Origin of the sequence: Catenulispora pinisilvae (assembly GCF_015356865.1) — a bacterium.
Classification (GTDB): domain Bacteria; phylum Actinomycetota; class Actinomycetes; order Streptomycetales; family Catenulisporaceae; genus Catenulispora; species Catenulispora pinisilvae.
Map to the genome: position 1 here is coordinate 37667 of NZ_JAAFZA010000015.1, position 19415 is coordinate 57081.

Annotated in this window: 16 protein-coding genes; 8 read left to right on the top strand and 8 right to left on the bottom strand. The window is 69.7% G+C overall.

All coding sequences use genetic code 11. The features are described from left to right. Nucleotides 1–77: 77 nt before the first annotated feature. From IZR01_RS06810 to IZR01_RS06825, 4 genes are all read right to left on the bottom strand, one after another. On the bottom strand, nt 78–905 hold the full coding sequence (locus IZR01_RS06810; protein ID WP_369125350.1) for an ABC transporter ATP-binding protein: 828 nt from the start codon (nt 903–905) through the stop codon (nt 78–80). Nucleotides 906–943: 38 nt separating this feature from the next. After that, a complete protein-coding gene (locus tag IZR01_RS06815) occupies nt 944–2047 on the bottom strand; it encodes a FecCD family ABC transporter permease (protein ID WP_228558986.1) in 1104 nt (367 codons plus the stop codon). Nucleotides 2048–2079: 32 nt separating this feature from the next. Continuing rightward, nucleotides 2080–3156 (bottom strand): FecCD family ABC transporter permease, encoded by a 1077-nt coding sequence (locus IZR01_RS06820; protein ID WP_194923306.1) that lies wholly within the window; start codon nt 3154–3156, stop codon nt 2080–2082. Between the two features lie 173 nt (nt 3157–3329). Continuing rightward, nucleotides 3330–4652: a hypothetical protein gene (locus IZR01_RS06825; RefSeq protein WP_194923307.1), complete on the bottom strand. Its 1323-nt coding sequence runs from the start codon at nt 4650–4652 to the stop codon at nt 3330–3332. Nucleotides 4653–4863: 211 nt separating this feature from the next. Between IZR01_RS06825 and IZR01_RS06830 the strand changes: the two genes are divergently transcribed. From IZR01_RS06830 to IZR01_RS06845, 5 genes are all read left to right on the top strand, one after another. After that, complete coding sequence (locus IZR01_RS06830) at nt 4864–5280, top strand: Imm32 family immunity protein (protein ID WP_194923308.1); 417 nt, start codon at nt 4864–4866, stop codon at nt 5278–5280. Between the two features lie 81 nt (nt 5281–5361). After that, on the top strand, nt 5362–5484 hold the full coding sequence (locus IZR01_RS52135; protein WP_267254771.1) for a hypothetical protein: 123 nt from the start codon (nt 5362–5364) through the stop codon (nt 5482–5484). Between the two features lies 1 nt (nt 5485). After that, nucleotides 5486–6916, top strand: a complete 1431-nt coding sequence (locus tag IZR01_RS06835; RefSeq protein WP_194923309.1) for an MFS transporter — start codon at nt 5486–5488, stop codon at nt 6914–6916. Beyond that, a complete protein-coding gene (locus IZR01_RS06840) occupies nt 6913–7521 on the top strand; it encodes a hypothetical protein (RefSeq protein ID WP_194892205.1) in 609 nt (202 codons plus the stop codon). Before IZR01_RS06835 ends, IZR01_RS06840 begins: the two co-directional genes overlap by 4 nt. Nucleotides 7522–7596: 75 nt before the next feature. Next, nucleotides 7597–8301 (top strand): class I SAM-dependent methyltransferase, encoded by a 705-nt coding sequence (locus IZR01_RS06845; protein WP_194923310.1) that lies wholly within the window; start codon nt 7597–7599, stop codon nt 8299–8301. On the opposite strand, the gene IZR01_RS06850 is transcribed toward IZR01_RS06845, so the two are convergent. Continuing rightward, nucleotides 8259–8807, bottom strand: a complete 549-nt coding sequence (locus IZR01_RS06850; RefSeq protein WP_194923311.1) for a hypothetical protein — start codon at nt 8805–8807, stop codon at nt 8259–8261. The genes IZR01_RS06845 and IZR01_RS06850 overlap by 43 nt on opposite strands. Nucleotides 8808–9186: 379 nt before the next feature. Here IZR01_RS06850 and IZR01_RS06855 point away from each other — a divergent pair, with 379 nt between their 5' ends. Further along, nucleotides 9187–12297 carry a hypothetical protein gene (locus IZR01_RS06855; RefSeq protein WP_194923312.1) on the top strand — a complete coding sequence of 1037 codons (3111 nt, stop codon included), beginning with the start codon at nt 9187–9189 and terminating at the stop codon, nt 12295–12297. Between the two features lie 191 nt (nt 12298–12488). Here IZR01_RS06855 and IZR01_RS06860 read toward each other — a convergent pair whose 3' ends face one another. Together IZR01_RS06860 and IZR01_RS06865 are read right to left on the bottom strand one after the other, a co-directional pair. Continuing rightward, nucleotides 12489–13874 carry a cell wall-binding repeat-containing protein gene (locus tag IZR01_RS06860; RefSeq protein ID WP_194923313.1) on the bottom strand — a complete coding sequence of 462 codons (1386 nt, stop codon included), beginning with the start codon at nt 13872–13874 and terminating at the stop codon, nt 12489–12491. Between the two features lie 378 nt (nt 13875–14252). Continuing rightward, nucleotides 14253–15296: an Lrp/AsnC family transcriptional regulator gene (locus IZR01_RS06865; RefSeq protein WP_194923314.1), complete on the bottom strand. Its 1044-nt coding sequence runs from the start codon at nt 15294–15296 to the stop codon at nt 14253–14255. A gap of 140 nt (nt 15297–15436) precedes the next feature. Here IZR01_RS06865 and IZR01_RS06870 point away from each other — a divergent pair, with 140 nt between their 5' ends. Together IZR01_RS06870 and IZR01_RS06875 are read left to right on the top strand one after the other, a co-directional pair. After that, a complete protein-coding gene (locus IZR01_RS06870) occupies nt 15437–16762 on the top strand; it encodes a M20 metallopeptidase family protein (RefSeq protein WP_194923333.1) in 1326 nt (441 codons plus the stop codon). After that, nucleotides 16762–18171 carry an MFS transporter gene (locus IZR01_RS06875; protein ID WP_194923315.1) on the top strand — a complete coding sequence of 470 codons (1410 nt, stop codon included), beginning with the start codon at nt 16762–16764 and terminating at the stop codon, nt 18169–18171. The genes IZR01_RS06870 and IZR01_RS06875 overlap by 1 nt, the downstream gene beginning before the upstream one ends. A 45-nt stretch (nt 18172–18216) precedes the next feature. On the opposite strand, the gene IZR01_RS06880 is transcribed toward IZR01_RS06875, so the two are convergent. Next, a complete protein-coding gene (locus tag IZR01_RS06880) occupies nt 18217–19410 on the bottom strand; it encodes an acyl-CoA dehydrogenase family protein (RefSeq protein ID WP_194923316.1) in 1194 nt (397 codons plus the stop codon). Nucleotides 19411–19415: the final 5 nt, after the last annotated feature.

Below are 19415 nucleotides of genomic sequence, written 5' to 3' on the forward strand. Positions count from 1 at the left end.
CCTTTGGGGTGGTCAGTGGTCGGGAAGTAGTCGTGGGGTGGCGCCGGGCAGCAGGGCGCGCACCGCGCGCAGGGCTTTCACGACGAACTCGCTTCTTGGCGCAGGGGGTTCGGTGCCAGGGGGATGACCAGCGGGGTGCCGGTCTCGGGATCGTCGATGACCCGGCAGGGCAGACCGAAGACGTCCTCGATCAGCTCGGGGGTGACGACCTCGCCGGGACGGCCGACGGCCGCGATCGCGCCGTCCCGCATGGCGATCAGATGGTCGGCGTAGCGGCAGGCCAGGTTGAGGTCGTGCAGGACCGCGACCAGGGTCCGTCCGGCGGCGTGCAGCCGGGCGCACAGGTTCAGCACTTCGACCTGGTGGGCCAGATCGAGGAAGGTGGTCGGCTCGTCCAGCAGCAGGATGCCGGTCTCCTGGGCCAGGGCCATCGCGAGCCAGACCCGCTGCCGCTGGCCGCCGGAGAGTTCGTCCAGGTAGGCGTCCGCGAGCTCAGTGGTGTCGGTGGCGGCCATCGCGTCGCGGACCGCGCGCTCGTCGGCTTCCGACCATCGGCTCAGCAGGTTCTGGTGCGGGTGCCGGCCGCGGGCGACCAGGTCCAGCACGGTGATGCCGTCCGGGGCGACAGGGCCCTGCGGTAGCAGGCCCAGGCGACGTGCGACCTGTTTGGGAGGCAGCGCGTGGATCGGTTCGCCGTCCAGGAAGACGGTGCCCCGCAGCGGCGAGAGCACCCGGGCCAGGGTGCGCAGCAGAGTCGACTTGCCGCAGCCGTTGGCGCCGACGATCACCGTGAAGGATCCGTCGGGGATGTGTACGTCCAGCTCGTCGATCACCGGCTTGCCGTGGTAGCCGACGGTCAGGTTCCGGGCCGACAAGCGGTGTCGGTCGGTGGAGTCGGTACCCATACCCGTACTCGTACTCGTGTCGGTGTTCGTGTCGGGGCTCATGGGCGTCCCTTCCGCCATTCCCGGCTCAACAGCCAGGCCAGATACAGGCCGCCGAGGACGGCGGTGACCACCCCGACCGGCAGGCCGGTCGGGAACTGCTGGGCCGCCAAGTCGCTGCCGGCCAGCAGGACGGCTCCGGCCAGCGCCGAAGTCAGCGTGTTGGGACCGGCCGTCGCGGTGAGCCGGCGGGCGATCTGCGGGGCGGACAGCGCCACGAAACCGACCGGTCCGGCCGCGGCGGTCGCGCTCGCCGCCAGCGCCACGCCGACCAGCAACGCGGTGCCGCGCAGCCACTCGACGCGCAGACCCAGCCCGCGGCTGAGGTCGTCGCCGAGTTCCAACACGCCCAGCGCCCGCGAGATCCACCACGCGGCGGGCAGCAGCACCGCCAGCGCCAGGGCCTCAGGCCCGACGTAGTCCCAGCCGCGGCCGTTCAGGCTCCCGATCAGCCACAAGGCGGCCGACTGCGCGTCGTTCTCGCTGGCGCGGATGAGCAGGTACCCGTTCACCGCCGACAGCAGCGCGCCGACCCCGATGCCCACCAGGATCAGCCGGTAGCCGTGCACACCGTGCCGCATGGCCAGGAAGTAGACGGCCGCCGCCGTGGCCAGGCCGCCGAGTACCGCTCCGGCGGCGGTCTGGGCGGCCGTGCCGTGGATCAGGGTGATGACGATCAACGCGCCGGTCGCCGCCCCGGTGTCGAATCCGATGATGTCGGGGCTGCCCAGCGGATTGCGGGAGACGCTCTGGAACAACGCCCCTCCGGCGCCCAACGCCGCACCGACCGCCAGCGCGGTCAGCAGCCGGGGCTCGCGCAGCCGGGTGATGATGAACCGGTCCAGGGTGCTGCCGTCGCCGAAAACCGTGCGCACCACATCCGAGAGCGGGACGTGATAGCTCCCGGTGCTCAACGTCAGGGCGCTGATCACCAGCCCGGCCGCGACCAGGGCCGCGATCACCAGGCAGGCCCGCAGACTCAGACGGAAGGAGATGACCGAGCGACCCGGTCGGCCGCGCTTGGCGCCGATCCGGACCGTGACCGGGCGCAGGCGCGCCGCTCGGCCGGAGCCGGCCGGCACCGTGGATATCCGGGCCCTCATATCTATCCGAGCACTCATACCTATCCGGGCCCTCATACCTGCCTCACCCGGCGCCGACGGGCCAGCGCGATGAACACCGGAGCCCCGACGAGCGCGGTGACGATCCCGACGTCCACCTCGCCCGGCGGCGCGATGAGCCGGCCGACCACGTCGGCGGCCAGCAGCAGGGTCGGCGCCAGAAGCATCGTGTAGGGCAGCAGCCAGCGGTGGTCCGGGCCGGTGATCTGGCGTGCGGCGTGCGGCACGGCCAGCCCCACGAACCCGATCGGGCCGGCGGCGGCCACCGCGCCGCCGCACAGCAGCGTCACCGAGACCAACGCCAGCGCGCCGACCCGGCCCGGGCGCACGCCGAGCGCGCGACCGGTGTCCTCGCCCAGGGCCAGGGCGTTGAGCGAGCCCGCCAACGGCAGCGCGATCAGCGCGCCGAGGAGCATGAAGCCCCCGGTCTGCCCCAGGACCGACAACGAGCGCCCGGCCAGCGAGCCGACCGACCAGAACCGGAAGTCCTGGAACGCCGACCGGTCCGACAAAGTCAGAGCACTGACCAGGGCGCCGAGGACGGCGCTCACGGTCGCACCGGCCAGCGCCAACCGGATCGGCGCGGTCCCGCGCGGCCCCCGCCCGCCGAGGGTGTGTACCAGCAGCGCGGCTATCCCGGCACCGAGCAGGGCCGGCCACACCTGAGCGGTCTGCGGGTCCAGATGCAGGACGGCGATGCCGACCACCACGGCGGCCGAGGCCCCCATGTTGACGCCGAGCAGCCCGGGATCGGCCAGCGGGTTGCGGGTCACGGCCTGCATCAACGTCCCGGCCAGGCCGAGGGCGGCCCCGACGGCGAGGCCGATCACCGTCCGCGGCAGCCGCAGATCCCTGACGATCAACGCGTCGTCGCTGTTGTCGTGATGGACGAGCGCGTGCAGCACCGTCCCCAGCGCGATCGGCTTGCTCCCCAACGCCAAGCTGGCGAAGGTCGCCGCCGCGAGCAGGACGGCGCACGCCGCCAGCCCGAGGAACAACCGCGTGCGCTTGTTGCTGCCGGGGACGACCGGAAGGGGCGGAAGGAGCGGAACGGAGGCCGCGATGGTGCGAACGTCCCCAGCCTGTTCCATGGCTTCCTTCCGGAGGGTTGATCAAAAGTGAGGTTAGGCTAGCCTAACCTCACTTGCGCAGCAAGAAGCGTCCGCTGCGCGACCCGGCCGGAGACGACAGATGACAGACGACAGACGACAGACGACGTGCGGATTCCGCACGCCGCCTGGGAAAGGGGGGAGTTGGTGCTGTGCTACTCCCGGATCTGGGCCATCAGGTCGGCGGCCCGGTCATCCGGTCCGAAGTCAGGGCGCGCCGCGTGCTCGGCGGAGGCCCGTACCTGGTCGGCGGCGTCTTGCGGGAGGGCCATGCGTTCGGCCAGCCAGGTGGTGAGGTCCGGGAGCAGGCGCAGCAGGACGTGGGCGAAGTCGGCGTCGTAGAGGTCGCGGATCGCGGTGGCGGTCAGGGCGATCTGGTGGGGTGAGCAGGTGTGGGCGAGATCTGGGAACTCTTCGTCGAGCCAGGTGAGAGCGAGTTCGTTGTAGACCTCTGACTCCTCGATCCGTTCGTTGTCGACTGTGAAGCCCTCGGGTACCGCACTCTGGCCGGGCCGGTGTTCGGCCCGCCAGGTCACGAACTCGGCGATCCAGGCGTCCTGGACCGCCTGTTGCTCCGGCCAAGCGGATTGGGTGCGGGCCCCGCCGCCCAGGCGGTCCGATGCGCGCAGTTCCTGGGCCAGGCGGCGGCAGCGGTGGAATTCGGCGAGCTGCGGTTCGGATTCGCCGCCGTCGCGGGGGACGCTGGCCACCGGGAGGATCCGGGCTGCCAGGTCGGCGTCGGACACCGGCTCGAACCGGGAGCGGCTCGTCGCATCCGGTCCGACCGCCGACTGCCAGGCGGTGAACGCCTGCTCGGCGTCGGCGAAGTAGCCGGCGCCGACAGTGTGGGGCTCGCCGCTGCAAACGTCGATGTCCCACAGATACCAGCGGTCGGTGCCCTCGGCGGCGGTGAACGGTGCCGTGATGGCGAACCGGGTGCCGTAAACGTCGCGGCACCACAGGGCCGAGCCGGTCGGCGTGCAGTCGATCGAGGCTTCCGGGAACTGGGGAACGGACTCCCGTAGATTCTTGACCGCACCGACGGGAGTCTGGGAATCCGGGTGCGGGACGATCCGGGCCAACGCCAGCAGCAGCCGCCACGTGCTGTTCTGCTCAACGGGATCGTCGACGCCCACGATGGCTTTGAAGGCCGTCACCGAGACGACCTCGTTGAACGCGTCGAGCAACACCTCCGGGCCGTAGGCGTCGAAGTCCGGTGCCTGTCCTGATTTCCCGAGGGCGTCGGTCCTTAGGGCGTCGGTCAGTGCGTCCTGGGCAGCCAGGATCCCGCCCAGCCGCCGACACAGCTCGTCCTCGAACCAGGTCACCGGCTGGTCAGCGGCGATAAGCTCCGCGACGACCGGCTCGGCGTCAGCCTTCGCACGTTCCATCCCTTCCTGGACGAGCTCCTGATCGAAATCCGGGAACAGGCCCGCCGCCAGCGACCACTCAGGTCCGGCGAGGCGCTCGGTCCGCACCGCCTCCTCCTGGACTCTCGCCGCCTGCTCCTCGACCCGCCGAACGGCTGGGCTTCCCGAGCGGCTCGCCCGACCGCTTGGGCGGGCTGACTTCTTCTTACGCGGTTTGGAGGCTGGCATGTGTCAATCCTACGGAGACGTGGCTTGGCGATGTGCGAGATCCGGGGACGGCCACGAAACGCTATCGCGCGGTCAACTGGCCGGTGAGAACATGTCGGCCTACCACCACGATGGAGTCCCGGTGAGACTGACGTTAGACACAGCGTTCGGCGAGGTTGATCTCAAGGCCTCGGCAGAGGAGCTGATCGCCCTAGCCGGCGCCGTGGCGCGAGGCACTGGGCGCGTCGATTCCACGGCTACTCGGGACAGCGGCGGGTTGGCGGGAATCCAGGTAGTGCAGTCCTCGGGCCCTGGCGTTCGGATTGACCTCGATACCGGGCGGAATGTCCTCGTCATCAGTGGCGATCAGGGGTCCAGGAGGCTCCTCGCCGAGAACCTTCACGACTTGGCCACCGTAGAGGATGGTTACCACCTTCACATCGACTACTTCCCCGACCATAGTTACCTAGCCGAGGGGTCTATGTCGCTAGTGGTCAGCAGCCCCCGCGGAGGCATGCCGGCCCGGTGAATCGTTCGCTGGGGGAGCCGTACCCAGCCATACCCCGGTGTGTCCCACGTAGAGTGCTGTTGCCACCCAGGAGGAGCGTGCGTGCACACCATTTCTGACCCGACCGGAAAGCGGTTCGTCGTCGCCGACGTTGCCGCGAGCGGCCTTCCGGCCCGGCTGTGGTCCATCGCCGAGCGCCTCACCGACACGAAGCTGGTCTTCTAGGATGCGCCGGGCGGCAGCAGCCCTACTGGCGTTGACCGTGGGGTGTGTGCTGGCCGACTCGGCGGTGGTCACCCTCGCCCTGCCGGAGATCCTGGAGCGCCTCCACACCACGGTGGGTCAGGTCGCCTGGGTGCTGATCGCGTTCAACCTCGTTCTGGCCGTCGTCGCTCGGCCCGCCGCGTGGTTCTACAAAGGACGGGATCCGGCTGTTCTGTGTGCGGCCGGCATCGCGGTGTTCGCCGGGGCCTCGGCGTTGTGCGCGGTGGCCGGTTCCCTGGACGTTCTGGTCGCCGCCCGGTCAGTTCAGGCCGTGGGCGGCGCGTTCGCGGTGATCGGCTGCCTTCAGCTCCTGGTCGACGAACTGACCGAGCGTCGCGGGATGGCATGGTGGATCGCCGCCGGCGTGTTCGGAACCGCTGTCGGCCCGGTCGCCGGTGGGCTGCTCACCGATGCGTTCTCCTGGCGCTCGATCTTCATCGTCCAGGTGCCGATCGCGGTACTGGCCGTTCCTGCCGCGCTGGCCAAGCGCCGCAGGAGCGGGCAGGGCCTCGCCGACGAGACACAGGAACACCTCACACAGGAACACCTCACCGAGGAACGTGACGCCGAGGAACGCGACACGCAGGAACACCACGCACCGAAACATCGCGTGCGGATCCGGCCGAACATCGCCCTGGCGCTGCTCTCGGCGGCACTGACCGCGGCGCTGTTCCTGTTCGTGCTGCTCCTGGTCGACGGCTGGCGTCGATCACCGGCGGTCGCAGCCGTCACGGTCTCGGTGATACCGCTCGCGGCACTCCTCGCCCGGCCGCTGACCCGGACGCTGCGATCGGGGCCGATGGCACAGACGACGTCAGGATGCCTGCTCATCGCGGGCGGCCTGACCGGGTTGGCGCTGCTGCCCTCGGCCGATCTCGCGTGGACGATCGCACCCCAGGCGCTCGTCGGACTCGGGCTCGGTCTGACGTTGGATCCTCTGACCCTGCAGGCGATGGACGGCCGCACGCCGCTCTTCCGGCACGGTGGCTGGACCATCGCGGCCCGGCACGCGGGGGTGGTGCTGGGACTCGCGATTCTCACGCCTGTCTTCACCGCGGACCTTCGCAGCGCTCAGCCGCCCGCGGAAGACGCCATCACCGCGCTGGTGCTGAACGCTCCGCTGGCGCCGCAGGACAAAATCACGATCGCTCGCGGACTGGCCGATCAACTGAAGCAGGACAGCGGCCGGGTGCCCGACCTGGACCCCGCCTTCCAGCAGCTGAGCGTGCCCGCGGCGGAGAAACCTGCCGTGGCGCAGCTCGAACGTGACCTCAACCTTCAGCTCCAGCGGGCAGCCACCCATGCGTTCCGCAACGCCTTCCTGATCGGTGCGGCACTGGCCCTCGTGGCGTTGCTGTCCCTGATCCCGCTGCGTCGAGGAGGCGTGCGATGACCAGCGCGGCCCGCCTGCGAACGGCGGCGCTCCCGGCTCTGGCCGCCGTACTGGTGAGCGGGGTGCTGGCCGTCCAGCTCGCCAACGGCGGCGGCCGCTACAGCCCGCTTCGCCCAGCCAACTCATGTCTCGCGGCACCGGTCAGCTCAGTATCGACCGGGATCGACGGCCTGACCGAGGAACTCGTCCTGACCGGTCTGGCCGCCGCGGCCTGCCAGATCGGCGTGTCCCGTGAGGCCTTCGCCCTACAGCTCGCCCAGCCCGGCACCCGCACCGACGCGCAGATCAACGCGCTGCGAGCCGGACTGCTCACCGCCGTCGACAGTCTGAAAGCCGCCGGCAAGCTCCCGCGGGCGTCGCAACTCGCCCGCGAGGCAGTCGACGCCTCGAACCTCAGCGGCCTGCGCAAGGCAGCGATCCGCGCGATCCCCGACGCGCTCATCGACAAAACCCTCACGACCGACGACGTCCTGCGTCGCACTATCAACGACCTTGATCTGCGCGCCCTGCTGGCGAACCTTAGCGACCGTCAAAAGCTGACCACCCAGGTGGACACGGCCGTCACGAAGGCGGTCATGGAACGCCTCGCGGATGATCTGCACTGATCTGCACTGATCTGCACTGATCTGCACTGATCTGGGCTGATCCGTAGTGATGCGAATCATGAAAGGTGAGTCGGCGTGGACGACACCGAGGAGCTGGCGCGCGCCAAAAAGCGCGGATGGCGCGAGATCGCCCGCATCGACGAGGACTACGCCGCCGGCCGGATCGATCAGGCCGGCTGGCACGACGCCGTCCTGGCCCTGATCGAACCGGCCTACCTGGGCGGCGACAACCCGCGCGCCCAGTCCGGGCACTCCGGCGACGCCGCGCGCTGGCGCCGGGCCCGCGCCCTGCTCGTCGACGCCCTTCCCGCCGCCGGCGGCTCGTTCCTGGACGTCGGCTGCGCCAACGGCTACCTGATGGACACCCTCACCGGCTGGGCCGCCGACGCCGGAATCGCCATCGAACCGTTCGGCGTCGAGATCTCCGCCAAGCTGGCCCAGTTGGCCCAAGACCAACACCCCGCCTGGGCCGATCGGATCTGGACCGCGAACGCCGCCGCCTGGTCGCCGCCGCGCCGCTTCGACATCGTGCGCACCGGCCTGGACTACGTACCGGCGCCGCGCAGACCCAGCTACCTGGCGCACCTGCACGCGAACATCCCGGCCCCCGGCGGCAGGCTGGTGGTCGGCGCGTTCAACGAGGAGAGCGGCCAAGAAATCCTGGAGCAACAGGTCTCAGCACTCGGCTACCGGATCGCCGGGCGGACCCGTGCGGTGCATCCGCACCCGGCCTTGAGCTACAAGGCGTTCTGGATCGACTCGGACGACGCCTCCTCCTGACCACGCCCGCAGACTGACGCCTGGACGTGCGCGACGGTTCCAGCGTGAGCGGCACCGAAGTGCTCTAAGACTTCCCGCATCCGGTCGGAGAGGCTCTCGCCGAAGCGGTCGTGGAAGATGGAGTACGCCGAGGTCCCAGCCGCCGTCCACGTCTCCGATTCGGCGTCGAGGCGCCTGGCGAGGTACCGGCGGGCTGCTTGCGCCAGACTCTCCCGGCCGGCTCGTACGGACTGCCACGCCTGACGGCCCTGCGCAACGATCCAGAGGCACAAGTCTTCAGTGTCGTCCTCCGAGAAGACGAACGCGTCGACGCACGGCCCGTCGGAATAGTCGGCGAGTTCCTCCGCGGCGAGCTCGAACGCCAGTTGGTACTCGACTATCTCGGACGCTGTCGCAACACTCAGCCAAGCGGTCGCGCCCTCATCGCCGGGGCCGGCGGATCCGACGCGATCCCAGAACGCGTCTGGGATCTCACCGTCTTCCAGCCACCCAGGAGTCTTGCTCACCGCGGCCACCTCTCACCTTCCCGAACGCAGGGTACCCACGATTCCCGGTGATCAGATGCACGCAAGCCGTCGGACGCCTTCTGTCGGAGCGGATCACCGTACACCAGAGTCATCTGATCTTTTATGTTTCCCACTCTTTACATGCTGGACACGCGAGGAGTAAAACTACGGCAATCCGACGAATCATCGGATCAATCCCCGCGAGCGTGACAGCCCACTGAGTCGAAGTCGCCACCGGCGACGCGGCCCAGGCGAGCACGAATTCGGCGCCTCCCAGCTGTGGGCGATCGGTCAACGGGACCAACGTCACCACGTCACCACGTCACCGCCCAAGCCGGCTGGCGGCCGGCGCAACTGTCTGACAGGGAGGACCCGTTCCATGTCGCATCATCAATCGATCATGCGCAGGCTGTGCCGCGTGATCGCCGCGACGAGCGCGCTGCCGCTTGCCGTCCTGGCACTGCCGCTGATGAGCGCGCCCGCGGCGCGCGCGGCAGGCGCGGCGGGCGCGACGACGTTCTATGCCTCGCCGTCGGCCGGCTCCGGAACTGCATGCACGCAGGCCGCCCCGTGCACCTTGCCGGGTGCGCAGGCGGCGGTGCGCAGCTTCCTGAAATCCAACCGGGGCGCCGATGTCACGGTCCTGCTCGAGGATGGCACGTACCGGTTGTCGAGCACGTGGGCATTCACTGCCGCGGACTCCGGCAGCGCCGGGCATCCGGTGGTGTGGCAGGCCGCACCTGGCGCGCACCCGGTGATATCCGGCGCATCTCAGATCGGTGGGTGGTCCCAGGTCGGGACCAGCGCGGTGTGGTCGGCAACCGTGCCAGCCGGAAGCAACAGCCGCCAGCTGTACGTCAACGGCCAGGAGGCGCCGGTCGCACAGGCGACGCCGAGCAGTCTTGGATGGTCCGGGGGATGGGGCGGATCGCCGAGTGGATACACGATCGGCGGCGATGCCGGTGCGATGGCGTGGTTCAAGGGCCTGACTCCCGCGCAGGTGTCGGCGGTGGAGTTCGACTATCCCGGCGGCAACGGTGCCTGGGCCGAGTCGCGCTGCCGTGTCGCCGGCTTCTCCGCGAGCGCCGGCACCCTGACCATGGACCAGCCGTGCTGGAGCGATGTGACCGACCGCGCTTCGTTCAGCCAGGGCAGCGGGGGACTGCCGTCGATGTCCACCAGCCGGATGCCCTCACTCATCGAGAACGCCCGGGCGCTGCTGCATCCGGGCCAGTGGTTCCTGGACTCGGCGTCTACGCCGAACACGCTGTACTACGTCCCGCCGTCAGGGGCGATGACGGGTCTGGATGTGGAGCTTCCGCACCTGGAGTCGTTGCTGACCGGCTCGGGAACGCTGGCCGCGCCGATCCACGACCTCACCTTCAGCGGTCTCCAGTTCTCCTACGCCACCTGGAATGATCCGTCGACAAGCGTGGGCTTTGCCGACGTACAGAGCAACCTGCGGATGACCGGTGCGACCAACCAGGGCATGTGCACCTTCTCCAACCCCGCGGGTTCCTGTCCCTGGGGTGCGCTGAGTCAGCCGTTGGCGAACGTCGCGTTCAGCGGCGCCGTCGATATCGCCTTGCGCGGCAACCGGTTCAGCGAACTCGGCGGGGCCGGGCTGAGCGTGATGTACGGCTCGACCAACACCGTCATCGACGGCAATGAGTTCACTGATATCGCCTCCACCGCGATTCTGCTGGGCTGCGCCTACGATCCGAACCCCCTGGACCCATCGCAGGCCGCGGGTATCAAGGCGCATTGCACGACCAATCCCTCCGCGGTCGGCGGCGATTCGGTCGGTGCCAATGAGATCCTGACCGGCACCACCGTGTCGAACAACGTCATCCACCGCATCGGCACCGACTACTCTTCGGCGTGCGGCATCACCCTGCTGTTCTCACAGCACACCACGATCTCTCACAACGACTTGTACGACCTGCCCTACACCGGGATCACCGCCGGCGTCATCCAGGGCCACGTCGACCAGTACAGCCAGGACCCGAACAACCCGGGCAACCCCGAGCCGCCGTCGTCGCAGAACTCGACGAACATCAACGAGTACAACACCGTGAGCGACAACCTCATCCACGACTACCTGACCCAGCGCCAAGATGGTGGCGCCATCTACGTCGAAGGTCACCAGGCTCAGTACGTCCACAACTCCGACGGCACGCTCAACTCCTCAGCCACCCTCGCCACCGGCCTGCAAGCTACCGGAAACGTCGCTTACAACGGTGCCACGAGCAGCAACACCTACTACGACGACGCCGGCTCGGAGTGGATCAACTGGCAGGGCAACGCCGCGTTCGCCACCGGCGGGATCTCCTCGCAAGGCGGCTGCAACCCGACCGGCCACTTCTGGATCACCGGCAACTACTTCGCCGGTGCCACCCAGGCCTACAACGGGTGCAACCCGTCGGTAACGGACTCCAACGCCAGCGGCAACACCACCATCCCCAACGCCCTCGGACCCGGCGTCATACCCGACAACCTGCTCAGCGCGGCCGGATCGACCACGACCAGCGATTGGCCGGCCGCGGTCCGCACACCGCGGATCTACTACCGAGGACAGAACAGCGCCGCGACGCAGGCGCTAGTGGGCGGCGAGGGCTTCAGCAACGGCATGCCCGTCTACGTCAAGGGCAGCCTGGCCGGCGGCGTGACCTACCTATCCGGTGGCTTCCTGCTCGTCCCGCTGTCAGGCGGAGCGCAGGCCGCTGACATCACCCTCGACGGATCACAGCCTGGCGCTACCCGCGTCAACGACACCGATCCGTCGATCGCGTACAGCGGGTTCTCCTACTTGGCGAATCGCGGCTACGGCGACTTTGACGACGATGTCCACTACGCCACGGCGAACGGATCGACCACGAGCTACCAGTTCACGGGCACCGGCATCCAGGTGTTCGGCGAGCAGTACACCGACCAGGGGAATATCGGCGTGAGTATCGACGGCGGGGCGCAGCACAGCGTCAACACGGTGCCCGCCGACGACCAGCGCCATGCCAACGTGGCCGTCTTCACCGCCACCGGACTGTCCTCCGGCACGCACACCGTCACGGTGACCAAACTGTCCGGGACCTACAGCACGCTCGACGGCTTCGCGGCCCTCAATCCGGTCCGTGCCAACGACACCGATCCGTCGATCGCGTACAGCGGGTTCTCCTACTCGGCGAACCGTGGCTACGGCGACTTTGACGACGACGTCCACTACGCCACGGCCGACGGATCGACCGCGAGCTACCAGTTCACGGGCACCGGCATCCAGGTGTTCGGCGAGCAGTACACCGACCAGGGGAACATCGGCGTGAGTATCGACGGCGGGGCGCAGCAGAGCGTCAACACTGTGCCCACCGACGGCCAGCGCCACACCAATGTGCCGGTGTTCAGCAGCGCGACGTTGACTGCGGGAACGCACACCGTCGTGATCACCAAACTGTCCGGAACGTACGCGACACTCGACGGTTTCGGCATCGTCAACTGATCTGTGGCCTTGGCGGTCGCGGACGAGTAGGCAGTCGCCTGTCGTCGGGCTTGATTACCTACCCGGCTGCCGAATCGGCCTCACCTCGGCCACGGATGTCATAGCAGCGGACGCCCGTCACAGGACGAGTGTGACGGGCGTCCGCAGTTGGTTGCGCGCTATGTGGGTTGCCGGTTGCCGGCTGCCGGTTGTCAGCCGGCCGTGCCGTGGACGGCCTTGACGATCGCCGTGAACGTCGGGCCCCTGATCGCGGCCTGCCCGCCGAAGATGGTGACGGCAGTGAACTGCGATGCCCAGCCGGACAGCACCGCGGCCGTGGGCGCCGACAGGCTTCCCGGCGCGGTGAGCAGCAGCGGCTCGGCGGCGTTGGCCGCGTAGGCGCCGCCGGTCAAGGCGTCCGGGAAGGTCGTGCCGGAGGCGATGCCGACCGTGGTGGGGACGTGTCCGGTCACGCCGGCGACAGCCTGGGCGACGGCGGCGCCGGTGGCGTACCGGTCCGGGCCGGCCAAGCTGTCGTTGATGTTCTTGCCGCCGGCGTTGAGCACCGCCCGCAGAGCCTGCCCGCCGACGGGGTCGATGAACTGGTGCTGCGTGATGAACGCCTTCGTGGCCGGGTCCAGGGAAGTGTTGTCGGACAGCACGATCGGGGCGCCCTCCGCCGCGCCGAGGGGCCCGGCGGCCAAGGCGTCCGGGAAGTCGCGTCCGGTGGCCACGATGACGTGCTGGGTGGTGCCGAACGCGGCGGCGATCTTCAACGCGGTGTCGAAACGGCTGGTGCCGCCGTAGCGGGTCACGGTGTATCCGGCGGCGCGCAGAGCGTTCTCGATGGTGGGGGAGACGGCCGAGGCGCCGCCGAGGATGTAGATCGGCTTGTGGGTCTGCGGCCCGCCGGTCGCCCGGTCGATCTCCGCGCGCGTGGCGGGGTCCAGGGCCGTGGGGGAGGTCAGCAGCAGCGGGCCGTGGACATGCGCGGCCAGCGGCACCCCGGCCAGCGCGTCAGGGGCCTGATCGCCGCGCGCCAGCACGACGGCCTTGGCCTGCCCGGCCTGCCACTGGGCCTGGGACACCTGGCGTCCGGTGGCGTACCGGTCGGTGCCGCCGATGCGCTTGACCGGCGTGGTGCCCCCGCCGCCCCCGGTGCTCCCGGGTGCCTGCACGATGACCTGGAACATGCCGTTGGTGGTGTCGGTCCCCGACCCGCTGACGACGCTCTCTTGCCAGGTGACCGAGTACGTACCCGGCTTGGTGAAGGTGTGCTTGAGCGGGATGGTCTCGGACACCGCGGAGGTGTCCGGGGTCCCGTCGGCCCAGTGGACGACCAAGGTGCAGCCGTGCGCCGGGTCGATGGTGTTGCCGGTGAGGTCGACGGTGAACGTCAGCGGCGCCGGGCCGACGCCGGGCGAGGCCTTCAATATGGTCCCGGACGTGTCGTTGGGGCAGTGGCCGGTCAGCGCCGGCGCCACGGATGCGGACGCGTGCGCCGGCGCCTCAGCCACGACGGACGCCGCACCGGCCAGGGCCGTCGCGAGCGCCGCGGCCGTGGCGTACCGACGCCGGGTGAATGCTGTGGTGGACATGGAAAGTTCTCCCCTGACTTCCTCGATCGAGCTCTTCAGTGACTTGCTAAGTAGCTTGCCAAGTAACTTGCTAAGTAGCCTGCTATAAGCACCGTGGTGTGAGCAGCAGCTGCTATCACGGCCCCGCCGTGCAGGGCCGTGCTGGCGATGCGTCTGGATCCCCGTTCCCTCCCCGTCGGAGGTGGACGAAGGCCGGCGCCGTCACACTCGGCGCGCCTTCGCGCACTTCCAGCTACTCGGGACGGGACTCTATCCGGGGGCTAGTCGGCGGCGCAACGCATGTCAAGGTGCTTGATGACCTTCGGCGGCCCGGCGCTTTCGGCGTTTCCGGCGTTTCCGGTCCCACGCCGCCGGCCGACCGCCCCCGCACGCCGTGATTCACGCGGCAGTCCGATCAGGCTGCCAGTCAGGCTGCCAGATGTCGATCGGCGCCGAGTCCACCGCGGCGCCCCGTTCGTCGAAGAGCCGGCCCATGTGTTTGAGCGTGCGCAGACATACGCCGCGCCGCGTCACGACCAGCTCGGGGTATCGGGTAGCGAGTGCGGCCTCCCACTCCGGGAGGTCGGCGGCGTCGCGGAGCCAGACGATCAACAGGAGGTTCTCGGCGCCGGTCATGCCGGCGGCCAGGCGGGTCTCGGGCAGGTGCGCGGCGGCCCGGGCCACGGTGGCCAGCTGTGCCGCGGGCACGTGGCACCGCAGGACGGCGGTCACCGGCCAGCCGGAGACCGACTGGGCGATCTCGCAGCGCATCCGGATTCTGCCGTCGGCGAGCAGGCGGGCCAGCCGGCGGCGGACCGTGGCGTCGCTGATGCCGACGTGTGCCGCCAACTCGGTGTGGGACCGGCGTGCGTCGGTGGTCAGGGCCCTGATCAGGTCCTCGTCGGTGTCGTCCAGCGCCCGGAGGGTCTCCGCCATCGGAGCGCCGGTGCCGCGCAGTTCGTGCTGCCGGGCGGGTTCCAGCGTGCCGAGGCGCCATCTGCTGGCCTCGCTGAAGGTGGTGACCAGCAGTTCGGGGTGGTGAGCGCGGGCGCCGGGCAGGGCGTCCAGTTCCCGGCGGCTGTAAGCGGAGGCAGCCGGCAGGTCGGCGACGGCGATCGCGGCGAGCAGGGAGCGCGCGCCCGTCATGTGGTGCAGGTAGATGACGTGCGGCTGGGCCAGGAGGTGGTCGATCGCCGGGCTCAGGCCGTTCGGCGCGCACTCGATCTCGACGTACATCATGCGCAGTAGACCGGTTCGGGCGATCGGGCCGGGCACACAGAAGGTCCAGGCCAGTCCGGCCTTCTCCAGACGTTCCCATCGTCTGGCCACGGTCACCGGGTCGATGTCCAGGGCCCGGCCGAGGGTAGACCAGGAAGCCCGGGGGTTGAGTTGCAGCGCGTGGACCAACTCCAGGTCGAGCTCGTCGACCAGATCCTGCGACATGTGCCCTCCAGGAGGTCGGAATCGGGACCATGGCGCGGCTTTCTGGCCACGCTGTGCAGGATTCCTGCACCTGACAGGCCATTCGCGACGGCATGCTGATCCTAATGGGTACCCCTGACCCCGGCTTTCTGGAGTACCTCATGTCGCTACGCGATGACGCCCGCTTGCTGGCCGACGACCTGGTCGGCCTGCGCCGGGAGCTGCACGCCGATCCGGAGTTGGGACGCGCGCTTCCCCGCACCCAGCGCCGGGTGCTGGCCGCACTGGACGGGCTTCCCCTAGAAGTCGCTGTCGGCACGGAGTTGTCGTCCGTCACCGCGGTGCTGCGCGGTGCCCGCCCCGGTCCGACGGTGCTGTTGCGGGCGGACATGGACGCGCTGCCGGTCACCGAGGACACCGACACCGACCTGCCCTTCGCTTCCCGCAACGCCGGCGTCATGCACGCCTGTGGTCACGACCTGCACACGGCGATGCTGGTCGGCGCTGCCCGGCTGCTGGCCGACCGCCGCGACGCGCTGGCCGGTTCGGTGGTGTTCATGTTCCAGCCGGACGAGGAGGGCACTGACGGCGGCGGCGCGGAACAGATGCTCGCCGAAGGGCTGCTCGACGTCTCCGGTGAGCGACCGGTGGCCGCGTACGCGCTGCACGTGGCGGCCAACCGTCTGCCGCGCGGTCTGTTCGCCAGCCGACCGGGCACGGCCACGGCGGCGTCAGACGGATTGGAAGTCACCTTCCGGGGTCGCGGCGGTCACGGCTCGGCTCCGCACAAGGCGCTCGACCCCATTCCGGCCCTGTGCGAGGCGGTCACCGCTTTGCAGACGTTCGTGACGCGCCGGTTCGACGTCTTCGACCCGGTCGTGCTGACGGTGGGCGCGATCCGCGGCGGCACCAAGGCCAACGTGATCCCCGGTGACGCCTCGTTTTCCGCGACGGTCCGTACCTTCTCGCCGACCGCGCGCACGCTGATGCGACAGGGCACCGCTGTTCTGATCGAGAACATCGCGGCGGCTCACGGCCTGACAGCGCGGGTCGACTATCGACTGGGGTATCCGTCCACGGTCAACGACGCGGCCGAGGTCACGCTGGCCGCGGACACCGTCACCGGGCTGTTCGGTCCGGGCCGCTATTTCTCCGCGCCGCACCCGACACCGGGGGCGGAGGACATGGCGTTCGTGCTGAACCAGATTCCCGGTGCCTACCTGATGCTGGGCGCCTGCCCGCCGGACCGGGATCCGGACACGGCCCCGTACAACCACTCGCCGCAGGCGGTCTTCGACGATGCGGTGCTGCCGGACGGCGCCGCGTTCCTGGCGCAAGCGGCGGCCGCCCGCCTCGCACTCGCCGGAGCCGGAGCCGGAGCCGGAGCTGGAGCTGGAGCTGGAGCCAAAGCCGGAACCAAAGCCGGAACCAAAGCCGAACCCGGCGGCCGGCCGCGACCTGCCCGCGCCCCGAAGGCCGACGCCTGATGGCCGAGGCGGCCACGCTCGGCGTCCCGGCCGACGCGGCGCCGAAACCGGCCCTGACCCGCCGCAAGCTGGCCGCCTTACTGGCCCTCGCCGTGTCCAGCGGGTTCCAGCAAGGCTATTTCGTCCCGTTGTTCCCGATCATCACCGACCGCTACCGGATCGGTGTGGCGGCTCTGGCCTGGACGGTCACGGCTCCGGCGCTGGTGGCTGTCGTGGCCACCCCGGTCCTCGGCGTCCTCGGCGATCGCCTCGGCCATGCGCGGGTTCTGCGGGCGACCGCTTGCGTGGTGGCCGCCGGTGCGACGCTGATCGTTTTCGCACCGGACTACCCGGTGTTGTTGTGCGGCCGGGTCTTGCAGGGATTCCTAGCGGGGTTCCTGCCGCTGATGTTCGCGCTGATCCGCGCCCGCCACAGCGCCGAGGACACCCGGCGGGCGATCGCTCATCTGTCCGGGGCGCTGCTGTCCGGTGTGCTGATCGGCAACATCTGCGCCTCGAAGTTGCAGACTGCCGCGTTGTCGGTGGCTGCCGTCGGCGCTGTCATGGGTGTGGTCATGCTGTGGCGCGTTCCTGAACGTGGCATTCGTCCACGGCTCACCCCCGAAGCGGTGGGCGTCGACTGGTGGGGAGCTGTTCTGCTGGCGGCGGGGCTGGTGCCGGCCCTGCTGGCGTTACATGAAGGTGCGGCTTGGGGATGGGGCTCGCTGCCGGTGATCGGGTGTGTGGGCGCCGGGATGGTGTCGCTGGTGACGTGGGTGGTCGTGGAGCGGCGCCGCGTGGCTCCGCTGATCGACGTGCGCCGGCTCTTCCGCCCCCGGCTGCTGCCGGTCTTCATCGTCGGCTGGTGCGTGCACTTCGTGGTGCTCGGCGGACAGATCTCGTACACCACCTACTTCACGGCGCGCGGCGGACTGGGGCTTTCCTCGTCGGCGGTGGGGCCCATCCTGTTGCCCGCCTTCAGCGCGATGGCGTTGTTCAGTGCCCTGACAGCCCGCATCGGCAAGGCGATCGGCTACCGGTCGGCCCTGATCCTCGGCGCGGCGCTGCTGCTGGCCGGGTCGGCCGGAGTGCTGATCCGGCACGGCAGCGGTGCCGACTTCGCGGTGCTGCTCGCCCTGGCCGGCGCCGGGATGGGCCTGATCGCCGGTGCCGGCCGCATCCTGGTGATCGACGCGGTCCGGCCCGAGGAGGTCGCGACCAGCGAGGGGCTGTTCGAGCTGCTGATCACCCTGGGCGCGGCGGTCGGCTCGGCCGGCTACGCCGCGATCCTGTCCTCGGCCGCGAACAGCGACGGAACCGGTGGCTATCAGGCCGCCTGGAGTGTCGGTGCGGGGATGGCGGCAACCGGTCTGGTCGCCGCCACCGCTCTTGCCTACCGCCGAGGGCGGGATGGGCCTCAGGCGGCCTGACGAGGCCCGAGCAGGCCTGGAGCAGGCCTCAGAGGCCACTGATCGTCAGGCTGCTGCCGAACCGGCTCCGCGCAGCAGCAGCTTGGCGATCCCGTTCTTCTGGATCTCCGACGTGCCGGTCAGCACCCGGAACATCCGGACCCTGCGGAACAGGTACTCGACCTCGTTGCCCTGGGTCAGGCCTTCCTTGCCGTGGATCTGCACCGCCTCGTCCAGGATCCGGAAGGCGGTCTCGGCGACGTTCAGCTTGCACATGAACGCCTCCAGACGCGGCACCGTCCCGGTGTCCAGCTCCGCCAGCGCCGCGTAGGTCATCGCCCGCGCCGCGTAGTAGGAGGTGGCCATGTCGGCGAGTTTGTGCTGGACGGATTGCAGTTCGCCCAGCGGAGCGCCGCGGACGATCCGGGTCCGGGCCCGCGACAGCGTCAGCTCCAGCGCACGCCGCGTCATACCGAGCACGCTGGGGCAGTGCAGGAGCCGGTTGACGTTGACCCGGCCCAGGCCCAGTGTGAAGCCGTCGCCTTCCTTGCCGAGCAGGTTCGCGGCCGGCACCAGGCAGTCGTCGAGCACGATGTCGCTCTCGATGTGCTCGCCGGACATCGGGGTGGCGCCGGGCAGCACCCGGCAGCCGGCGCCGTCCAGATCGACGAGGAACGCCGAGTAGGTGTTCTCGGCGTCGGCCATGCGAGCCACCACGATCGCGAAGTCCGCGACCGGGCCGGCGCTGGAGAAGACCTTGTGACCGGTCAGGCGGTATCCGTCGGCGACGCGCACCGCCGTGGTGTGCATCGCCCGCACATCCGATCCCGCGTCCGCCTCGGTGAGGGAGAAGCAGCAGGCCCGTTCGGCTCGCACCACCGGCAGGAAGTACTTCTCCAGCTGGTGTTCGGTCGCGGCGGCCATGATGTCGCCGACCCGAAGCGGGCCGCCCATCTCGCCGAGCACGCTGCTGCCCAGGACCCGGCCGCTGGCTGCGACCTCCTCCTTGAGGGCGGCGAGCTGCGTGTAGGTGAGGCCTTGGCCGCCGAGGCCGGGCGGCAGGTGGATGCCGTAGAACCCGAGCTCGCGGCTGCGGCGCCACACCGGTGCCAACAGCTCGCGGGTGATCGGGGTGGACGGGGTGAGGGCGTGTTCGTGTTCGTATTCAGCCAACTCGCCGTCCAGGTACTGGCGAAGCCGCTCGACCAGATTCCGCAGAAACGGATCGGACGCGTAGTCCGGGCGCAGGGAGAACAACATCTTCG

Coding starts and splice junctions, on each gene's coding strand:
- IZR01_RS06815 (WP_228558986.1), bottom strand. CDS start 2,047: ATGAGGGCCCGGATATCCACGGTGCCGGCCGGCTCCGGCCGAGCGGCG.
- IZR01_RS06830 (WP_194923308.1), top strand. CDS start 4,864: ATGTCGGCCTACCACCACGATGGAGTCCCGGTGAGACTGACGTTAGAC.
- IZR01_RS06840 (WP_194892205.1), top strand. CDS start 6,913: ATGACCAGCGCGGCCCGCCTGCGAACGGCGGCGCTCCCGGCTCTGGCC.
- IZR01_RS06875 (WP_194923315.1), top strand. CDS start 16,762: ATGGCCGAGGCGGCCACGCTCGGCGTCCCGGCCGACGCGGCGCCGAAA.
- IZR01_RS06865 (WP_194923314.1), bottom strand. CDS start 15,296: ATGTCGCAGGATCTGGTCGACGAGCTCGACCTGGAGTTGGTCCACGCG.
- IZR01_RS06810 (WP_369125350.1), bottom strand. CDS start 905: ATGGGTACCGACTCCACCGACCGACACCGCTTGTCGGCCCGGAACCTG.
- IZR01_RS06820 (WP_194923306.1), bottom strand. CDS start 3,156: ATGGAACAGGCTGGGGACGTTCGCACCATCGCGGCCTCCGTTCCGCTC.
- IZR01_RS06855 (WP_194923312.1), top strand. CDS start 9,187: ATGTCGCATCATCAATCGATCATGCGCAGGCTGTGCCGCGTGATCGCC.
- IZR01_RS06870 (WP_194923333.1), top strand. CDS start 15,437: ATGTCGCTACGCGATGACGCCCGCTTGCTGGCCGACGACCTGGTCGGC.
- IZR01_RS06835 (WP_194923309.1), top strand. CDS start 5,486: ATGCGCCGGGCGGCAGCAGCCCTACTGGCGTTGACCGTGGGGTGTGTG.
- IZR01_RS06880 (WP_194923316.1), bottom strand. CDS start 19,410: ATGTTGTTCTCCCTGCGCCCGGACTACGCGTCCGATCCGTTTCTGCGG.
- IZR01_RS06860 (WP_194923313.1), bottom strand. CDS start 13,874: ATGTCCACCACAGCATTCACCCGGCGTCGGTACGCCACGGCCGCGGCG.